Source organism: Cupriavidus sp. UME77, from assembly GCF_014170355.1.
Lineage (GTDB): Bacteria > Pseudomonadota > Gammaproteobacteria > Burkholderiales > Burkholderiaceae > Cupriavidus > Cupriavidus basilensis.
Genome location: NZ_LZZU01000030.1, coordinates 45,639 through 54,291, shown reverse-complemented (window position 1 = coordinate 54,291; position 8,653 = coordinate 45,639). Strand labels below are relative to the sequence as shown.

The 8,653-nt window shown below is 68.4% G+C and carries 9 protein-coding genes; 5 read left to right on the top strand and 4 right to left on the bottom strand.

Annotated features, from left to right (window positions below):
• From A9975_RS11585 to A9975_RS11565, 5 genes are all read left to right on the top strand, one after another.
• Positions 1–714: UDP-2,3-diacylglucosamine diphosphatase (locus A9975_RS11585; protein ID WP_183032808.1), on the top strand; the 714-nt coding region annotated here is incomplete at its 5' end.
• A gap of 107 nt (positions 715–821) precedes the next feature.
• Positions 822–1,988: a glycosyltransferase family 1 protein gene (locus A9975_RS11580; protein ID WP_183032807.1), complete on the top strand. Its 1,167-nt coding sequence runs from the start codon at positions 822–824 to the stop codon at positions 1,986–1,988.
• A complete protein-coding gene (locus tag A9975_RS11575; protein ID WP_183032806.1) occupies positions 1,876–2,388 on the top strand; it encodes a diacylglycerol kinase in 513 nt (170 codons plus the stop codon). The genes A9975_RS11580 and A9975_RS11575 overlap by 113 nt, the downstream gene beginning before the upstream one ends.
• 147 nt (positions 2,389–2,535) lie before the next feature.
• The gene (locus A9975_RS11570) at positions 2,536–3,234 is read left to right on the top strand and encodes a TetR/AcrR family transcriptional regulator (protein WP_183032805.1); all 699 of its coding nucleotides are present in this window, start codon (positions 2,536–2,538) and stop codon (positions 3,232–3,234) included.
• A complete protein-coding gene (locus A9975_RS11565) occupies positions 3,231–3,815 on the top strand; it encodes a TIGR00730 family Rossman fold protein (protein WP_150983726.1) in 585 nt (194 codons plus the stop codon). The genes A9975_RS11570 and A9975_RS11565 overlap by 4 nt, the downstream gene beginning before the upstream one ends.
• A gap of 133 nt (positions 3,816–3,948) precedes the next feature.
• Here A9975_RS11565 and A9975_RS11560 read toward each other — a convergent pair whose 3' ends face one another.
• The 4 genes from A9975_RS11560 to A9975_RS11545 form a co-directional block, all read right to left on the bottom strand.
• Positions 3,949–4,566: a DUF924 family protein gene (locus tag A9975_RS11560; RefSeq protein WP_183032804.1), complete on the bottom strand. Its 618-nt coding sequence runs from the start codon at positions 4,564–4,566 to the stop codon at positions 3,949–3,951.
• A gap of 38 nt (positions 4,567–4,604) precedes the next feature.
• Complete coding sequence (locus A9975_RS11555; protein WP_255503167.1) at positions 4,605–5,042, bottom strand: group II truncated hemoglobin; 438 nt, start codon at positions 5,040–5,042, stop codon at positions 4,605–4,607.
• 60 nt (positions 5,043–5,102) lie between these two features.
• Positions 5,103–7,781, bottom strand: coding sequence for an FtsX-like permease family protein (locus A9975_RS11550; protein ID WP_183032803.1), 2,679 nt, complete (start codon positions 7,779–7,781; stop codon positions 5,103–5,105).
• A 176-nt stretch (positions 7,782–7,957) separates the two neighbouring features.
• Positions 7,958–8,575: a DUF4126 domain-containing protein gene (locus A9975_RS11545; RefSeq protein WP_183032802.1), complete on the bottom strand. Its 618-nt coding sequence runs from the start codon at positions 8,573–8,575 to the stop codon at positions 7,958–7,960.
• Positions 8,576–8,653 lie beyond the last annotated feature (78 nt).

Below are 8,653 nucleotides of genomic sequence, written 5' to 3'. Positions count from 1 at the left end.
TACCTGCTCGACTTCCTCAAGCACAATGAATCGGACCAGCTCTACCTGGTCGGCGACATCATCGATGGCTGGCAGCTGCGCCGCGGCTGGTACTGGCCGCAGAGCCACAACGATGTGGTGCAGAAGCTGCTGCGCAAGGCGCGCAAGGGCACCGAGGTGATCTACGTGCCGGGCAACCACGATGAGGTGGCGCGCCAGTTCGATGGCCTCGCCTTCGGCGATATCACGGTGCGCGAAGATGCGGTCCACGTCACCGCCGCGGGCAAGCGCCTGTGGGTGGTGCACGGCGACCTGTTCGACGGCGTGGTGCAGCACGCGCGCTGGCTGGCTTACCTGGGCGACTCGCTCTACACGCTGATCCTGGCCGTCAACCGCCACTTCAACCGCGTCCGCGCGCGCCTGGGCTTTCCGTACTGGTCGCTGTCGCAATACCTGAAGCACCAGGTCAAGAACGCGGTCAACTACATCAATTCGTTCGAGCAGGCGATGGTGGATGAGGCGCGCCGGCGCGGCTGCGATGGCGTGATCTGCGGCCATATCCACAAGGCCGAGATCCGCGAGGTCGACGGCCAGCTCTACTGCAACGACGGCGACTGGGTGGAGAGCCTCTCCGCCCTGGTGGAGACGCAGGACGGCGAATTGCAGATCGTCTACTGGACCACCTTGCTCGATGCGCCGGCCACGGCTGGGCGCCGCGCCGTCGCCACGGCCTGACCAGACTTGAGCGCGGCACCCGCCCCACACGCCGCCATCCGTACCACGGTATGGCCGTGGCCTCGCCGAGGCCGGCCACCCACGCGGCCTGGCCGCAAGGAGCAGCTATGAAGATCCTGATCGTCACCGATGCCTGGGAGCCGCAGGTCAATGGCGTGGTGCGCACGCTCAAGTCCACCCGCCGCGAGCTGATCGCGATGGGGCACACGGTGGAGCTGATCACGCCGCAGGAATTCACCACCATTCCCTGCCCGACCTATCCGGAGATCGCGCTGTCCCTGTTCGCCGGCGCCAAGGTCCGCGCGCGCATCCGCGCCTTCGCGCCGGACGCGCTGCATATCGCCACGGAAGGCCCGCTCGGGCTGGCTGCGCGCCGCTATGCGATCCGCGAGCAGTTGCCGTTCACCACCGCCTACCACACGCGTTTTCCGGAGTACGTGCAGGCACGCTTCGGCATTCCGCTTGCCTGGACCTACCGCTTCCTGCACTGGTTCCACGGCCCGGCGCGCGCCGTGATGGCGCCGACGCCGGTGGTGCTGCACGACCTGCATCAGTTTGGCATCACCCATGGCGTGCTGTGGACCCGCGGCGTCGACCTTGATGTCTTCACCACCCAGCAGGCCAACGTGCTCAACACGGCGCACCCGATCTTTCTCTACGTAGGGCGCGTCGCAGTGGAAAAAAACGTGGAGGCCTTCCTCGCGCTGGACCTGCCCGGCTCCAAGTGGGTGGTGGGCGACGGCCCGGCGCTGGCGTCGCTGCGCGCGCGCTATCCGGCAGCCAACTACCTGGGCGTACTGACCCAGCCGGAGCTGGCCAAGGTGTATGCTTCGGCCGACGTCTTCGTATTCCCCAGCCGCACCGATACGTTCGGGCTGGTGCTGCTCGAAGCCCTGGCCAGCGGGCTGCCGGTGGCGGCCTATCCGGTAACCGGGCCGATCGATGTGCTCGGCCACAGCGACGCCGGCGTGATGCACGAAGACTTGCGTGAAGCTTGCCTGGAAGCGCTGCGCATTGACCGCGCCACCGCTCGCGCCCATGCCGAACGGTTCTCGTGGCGCGCCGCCTCCGAGCAGTTCCTGACTCACCTGCAGCCCCTGCCGGCCGTACGCGCGACCCCCAACGGCACGACCGGCACCACTGCCCGCCCCTCTTCCGAACATGCCGACTCCGCATCGCCCACCGTCCGAACCGCACCGCCCGCCGGCGCCACAGACCGTCACGTCAGCACCGGCCCCGCCCCCGGACTCGCCGAACAGCGACTACACGATTGAGCAGAACCCCCACAAGGGCAACCGCGGCCTGGCGCGGGCCTGGCATGCCGGCATCAACTCGGTGTCCGGCCTGCGCTACGCGGTGCTGGAAGAAAGCGCGTTTCGCCAGGAGCTGACACTGGTGGTGATCCTGACGCCCTGCGCCTTGCTGCTGCCGGTCGGCATCGTCGAGCGCATCCTGCTGCTGGGCACCCTGCTGCTGGTGCTGATCGTGGAATTGCTCAACTCCAGCGTGGAAGCCGCGGTCGACCGGATCTCGCTGGAACGCCACAGCCTGTCCAAGCGCGCCAAGGACTTCGGCAGCGCGGCGGTCATGCTGGCGCTGGTGCTATGCGGCGGCACCTGGCTGGCCATTGCGGGGCCGATCGTGATGGACTGGCTGCGCGCGCTGGCGGCCTGAGGGGCTGGCGGCACGGGCCCGGCGCAGGCCCGGCACAGCGGGCGCGCGCACGGCGCCAAAGGCGCTTGCGCCGTCGTGGGGTTGCGGCAAACGGCGATTGCTTATAATCGCCTTCAACTTACCGAATTGCCGCTCGCCCGGTCGCCTATGGAACCCAAACAGCAAGCCGGTCCCCGCCGCACCCGGGACCGCATCCTGGACGTCTCGCTCCGCCTGTTCAACGAGGTGGGCGAGCCCAACGTCACCACCACCACCATTGCGGAAGCCATGGAGATCAGCCCCGGCAATCTCTACTATCACTTCCGCAACAAGGACGACATCATCAACTCCATCTTCGTGCTGTTCGAGCAGGAGATGGAGCGCCGCCTGAAGTTGCCCGACGATCACAAGGCCACGCTGGACGAAAGCTGGGGCTACCTGCAGTACATGGCGGAGTTCCTGTGGAACTACCGCTTCCTGTACCGCGACATCAATGACCTGCTGGCGCGCAACCGCATGCTTGAAACCAATTTCAAGCGCATCGTCGAGCAGAAGAAGCGCTTTGCGATGGAGATCTGCCGGCAGTTCCAGGAAGACGGCGAGATGGAGGCCACGCCGGAGCAGGTCGAGGCCATCTGCACCAATATCGTGGTGATCGCCACCTACTGGCTGTCGTTCCAGTTCGTGCAGCATCCGCGCCAGTACAACGACCCCGAGCTGATCCGCGGCTACCTGCACGGCGCCAGCTACCATATCTTCTCGATCCTGGCCCCTTACCTGCGCGGCAAGGCCCGCCAGGCGTTCGACAAGCAGGCCCAGGAATACGCCGCCGCCAAGGCGGCGCAAACTGAAAAGGAAAAAAAGTGAAGTCCGTTTGCATCTATTGCGGCTCCAGCCCCGGCAATCGCCCCGAGTACGCCGCCGCGGCGCGCGCCATGGGCAAGACCCTGGCCGAGCGCGGCCTTGCGCTGGTGTACGGCGGAGGCAAGGTCGGGCTGATGGGCACCGTGGCCGACGCCGTGCTGGCCAACGGCGGCACCGCCATCGGCATCATTCCCGATGCGCTGATGCAAAAGGAAGTCGGCCATCGCGGCCTGACCGAGCTGCACGTGGTGCGCAACATGCACGAGCGCAAGCAGATGATGGCCGACCGGGCCGATGCCTTCATCGCCATGCCGGGCGGCGTCGGCACCTTCGAGGAACTGTTCGAGACCTTCACCTGGCTGCAACTGGGCTATCACGCCAAGCCGGTGGGACTGCTCAATGTGGAAGGCTTCTACGACAGCATGCTGGGCTTCATGCAGCACGCCGTGGACGAGGGCTTCCTGAAGCAGGTCCACAACGACCTGCTGCATGTGGCGCCTACGCCCGAAGGCATCCTCGACAAGCTCGCCAACGCGCCGCGCTTGCTGGTGGACAAGTGGCAGGAGAAGCGCGAGCAGACCTGATGGTGCTCGCCGCGGCCCGAGGCCCGAGGCCCGGATACCGAGATACCGAGGGCCAGCCACATCGGCTTGCGCCCCAGCCCCGCCACCACACCGCCACCACGCCGCGATAGCGGCTGCGCTACGCAGGGCCCGCTCAGAACGACGAGCCGGGTTCCTGCAGGAAGGCGCTCTCCTGCGCCGTATCCCTGCGTCCCAGCATGGCGTTGCGATGCGGGAAGCGCCCGAAACGCTCGATCACCGCGCGGTGCTTGAGCGCCCAGTCCACCACGTCCACCTGACCCTGGCTTTGGTCGCGCAGCGCCGTCATCAGCTGCACGGCCGTGTTCTGGTCGGCAAGCGCTTCGGAATGCTCGAACGGCATGTAGCAGAACATGCGGTGCAATGCCGTGGGCAGCAGACGGTCGGCGCCGCTCGCCACCATCTGCCGGGCTGTTGCCAGCGCCTGCGCATCGGAGGCAAAGCTGCGCGGGTCGTCGCGAAAGACGTTGCGCGGCACCTGGTCGAGCAGCACGATGCGTGCGCAAGCGGATTCGGGGCTTTGCGCCCAGCCCGCATTCGCGCCCGCGTGCGTGGCTTCCCACAGCGGCAGGAAGTCAGCGCGGACCGTGGCGTCGAAATCGGCGGACTTGGTGAACCACACCGAGCGTGTGGTGTTCCATGCCGGCGAGCCAGGCACGCCGAACCAGAAATCGAGTACGCGCCGGGCGTCGGCAGGCAGGTCCGTGGCGGCGTTGGGATGCGTGTCAGCCATGGTGCCGGGATCCATGGCGGGTCGGGTGGCCTTGGCCATCAACGCGGCACATTGCGCATCCAGTCGGCGGTGCCGAAAAAGGCCTGCATCAGGCGCAGTTGCAGGTCCTCGGGCAGGCCGACGTCCTGCATGGCGAGCGCCATGCAGCGCATCCACTGGTCGCGCTCGCTGGTACCGATCTCGAACGGCATGTGGCGCGCGCGCAGGCGCGGGTGGCCAAAGCGCTCGATAAAGTGGTTGGGGCCGCCCAGCCAGCCGCACAGGAACCAGAACAGCTTGTCGCGCGAGCCGTCGAGCGAGGCGGGATGCAGCGCGCGCAGGCCCTTGAACTCGTCCTCCAGATCCATCAGGTCGTAGAAACGGTCGACCAGTTCGCGCACGCGCGCCTCGCCGCCGATCAGTTCATAGGCGGTGACTTCGGGGGCGGCATCGGATGCCGTGGATGCCGCATTTTCAGGCTTGGAATCGGTACTCATAAACACTCAAGGATGGTTCAGGCTGCAGTGGTTCAGGCTTCAGGTATCACGCATCGGGTATCACGCATCACGCAGCGTGGCCAGCGCGGGCTGCCGCAGCACCTCGCGCAAGCCCAGCCAGCCGCCCGCGAAAGCGCACAGCATGCCAGAAAGCACACCGGCCGGCACGATCCAGCCATTGAAGCGGTAGGGGAAATCGAACACGAACTGCGACAAGCCCCAGCCCACCGCGATCGCGCCCAGGCTGGCCAGCAGCCCCGCCAGCCCGCCCACCACCAGGAACTCCGCATACTGGGTCTGCCGCACCACCGCGGCGGACGCGCCCAGCGCCTTGAGCAGCCCGGCATCGCGCTTGCGCTCGTCGCGCGCGCCGGACAACGCCGCATAGAGCACGGTGACGCCGGCCGCGAGCGTGAACACAAACAGGAACTCGACGGCGGCGATGACCTGGTCGAGCACGTCCTGGATCTGGCGCAGGATCATGTCGGTGTTGACCACCGTGATGTTCGGGAAGGCCGCCACCATGCGGTTGCCCAGCGCGGCTTGCGCGGGCGGCAGGTGGAAAGCGGTGATATAGGTCTGCGGCAAGCCTTGCATGGCGGAGGGCGGCAGGATGACGAAGAAGTTGACCCGCATCGAGCCCCAGTCCAGCTTGCGCAGCGAGGTGACCGGCGCCTCCACCGACTGCCCCGCCACATCGAAGCGCAAGGTATCCCCGAGCCGGATCCCCAGCGTCTTGGCGATGCCCTCCTCCACCGAGGCCCCGGCCCCGCCCTTCCCGGCGCCGAGCCAGTTGCCCGCCACCACGCGGTTGCCGGCCGGCAGCGCGTCGGTATAGGACAGGTTGAACTCGCGCTCGACCAGGTTGCGGGCGCGGCCATCGGCAAAGCGCTCGGCGCGCACCTGCTGCCCGGCGATATGCGTGAGGCGGCCGCGCACCATCGGGTACAGCAGGTCGGCGATGCCGGCGTGCTGCAGCATGCTGGCAAGCGGCGCGCGCTGGTCCGGCTGGATATTGATGACGAAGCGGTTGGGCGCGTCCGCCGGCGTGGCGTTGCGCCAGGAGGCGATCAGGTCGTTGCGGGTCATGCCGAGCAGCAGCAGCGCCATCAGGCCCACCGCCAGCGCCACCGTCTGCAGCACCGTCACGCCGCGGCGGCGCTCCAGCACCGCCAGCGCAAAGCGCCAGCCCACGCTGCCGCGCGCCAGGCGCCGGCCACGCATCAGCCGTGACAGCAGGCTTAGCAGGCCCAGGGCCAGCAGCGCGAACACAACGCCGGCGCCGACAAAGCCGCCCGCGGTGGTCAGCCCCAGCTTGAGATCACGCGCGGCCACCAGCAGCAGCGCCACGAAAGCGCCCAGGCCGAGTCCGTAGGCGATCCAGGTCGAGACCGGCGGCGCGCCGACGTCACGCCGCAGCACGCGCAGCGGCGGCACCTGGGTCAGCGCCAGCAGCGGCGGCAAGGCAAAACCCGCCAGCAGGACCACGCCCGCCAGCACCCCAACCACGGCCGGCAAGACGGACGGCTGCGGCAGCGTCACGGTCAGCAGGTTACCCAGCGAGAGCAGCAGGCCGTAGTGCGCCAGGTAGCCGAGCGCCACGCCAGCCACCGCGCCGCCCACGCCCAGCAGCAGGAACTCCAGCCCGAACGCCAGCAGGATCTCGCGGCGCGACAGGCCCATGCACTTGTAGACAGCGCAGGCATCGGTGTGGCGCTGCATATAGCGGCGCGCCGACATGGCAATGGCCACCGCGGCAATCATCGACGACAGCACCGCCACCAGCGACAGGAAACGCTCGGCGCGGTCCAGCGTGGCGCGCATCTGCGGCTGGCCGGACTCCAGCGACTCGACCCGGGTGTTGCGCAGCGCAAGCTTGTCGATCTCGGCCTCGGCCCACTTCTGGTAGGCCTGCGCGGCGGCATCGGGGCCGGCCACCAGCAGGCGGTAGGAGACCCGGCTGCCCCAGCCCACCAGCCCGGTGGCGGCCAGGTCAGACAGCGGCAGCATCACGCGCGGCGCGAAGTTCATGAAGCCGGCGCCGCGATCCAGTTCCTGCGTGAGGATGCGGTCGATGCGAAAGGCGCGGCTGCCCAGCTGGATGGTGTCGCCCATGGCGACGCCGAGCGAGTCCAGCAAGGCCTCGTCCACCCAGACGGTGCCCTCGGCGGGGATGCCGGTGGCGGCGGCTTCCGGCGACCCTGGCCCGGCCGCCACCTTGAGCTGCCCGCGCAGCGGATAGCCGGGGCCGACCGCCTTGAGCGCAGCCAGTTGCGAAGGGGCATCGGCCCGAGCCCCGCTAGCCGCCCCTTGCCCTTGCGTTGTGGCGGCCTTGCCCGGCGCGTGCGCGCTCGCCATGCTCGGGAAGGTGACCGTCTGCGTGGTGGCCAGGCCCGCTTGCGCGGCGTGGCTGGCGAAGACGGCATCGAACGGCTGGTCGGACACGATCAGCACATCGGAGGCGATCATCTGGCGCGCGTCGCGCTCCAGCCCCAGGCGCATGCGGTCGGCCAGAAAGCCCACGCTGCTGAGCGCCGCCACGGCCAGCACCAGCGCGAACAGCAACAGGCTCAGCTCGCCGGCGCGCCAATCGCGCCGCGCCATGTGCAACGCCTGGCGCCAGGGCGAGAAGCGCGTCGGGCGGGCGCCGGACGATGCCGCGACGGTAGTGGTTGCTGCGGTGGCTGCGGCTGCGGTGGCGGCTGCGGGAACGTGCTGGGAGGCGGGTTCTGAAGACATTGATCTCTTATCTCTAATCTCTTGTCCGTGCACATGCATGGTGGCGGCCAGCCGGGCTGGCCGCAGGCCAGGATTGGCGCGACGGCAGGACACCAGCGGGAGGATCCCGGCGCGCATCCGCCGGACCAGGGCCAGATTATGGCCGGATTGGGCAAAGCGAGGGTCGAACCCGCCACTCAGCGCCGGGGCTGACGCCCCGCCGGCGAGGCTGCCGGAGCACGCTTGGCCAACGCGTCGCGCAAATGGCGCAAGCCGCGCCACAGCTTGGGCAGCAGCCACGCCGCCACCAGCAGCAGCACGGCCAGCACCACCAGGAACACCACGGGCAGGAAAAAAGCCAGCAGCAGCCCGCTGCTGGCGGCAACGTCCTCGCTCAGTGAGGCAGCCCAATTCGAAAACGGTTCCGGCGAGACGTTGATCAGGGCGCGAGTGCCGGCCTTGGCGGCATGGGCAGTGCCGGCCAGCGTGCCCCCGACCAGCCCGGCGGCGACCATCCATTGCGGATCGAGCTGCCCGAAGGCGGCGGCGGCCAGGATCGCGCCGGCGGGAATGCGGATAAAGGTCTGGATGCTGTCCCAGAAGGAATCGAAGCCCGGCACCTTGTCGGCCACGAATTCGGCCAGGGCCAGCAGCGCGGCCAGCGCGATCACCCACCACGATTCCAGCGCCTGCAGGCCGGGCGGCAGGTGCAGCCAGCCCAGGCGGCCCAGTGCGCCAGCCGTGAACACGGCCAGGTAAAGGCGGAATCCGCTGGTCCAGGACAAGCCCGCGGCCAACGCGGCCGTTTCTAGCATGGCGCTCCTTGCTGGCACTGTCTGGCGGGCATGCAGCCCCGCCTATGCAACCAGTGTAATACGCGCGCGCTCAAACGG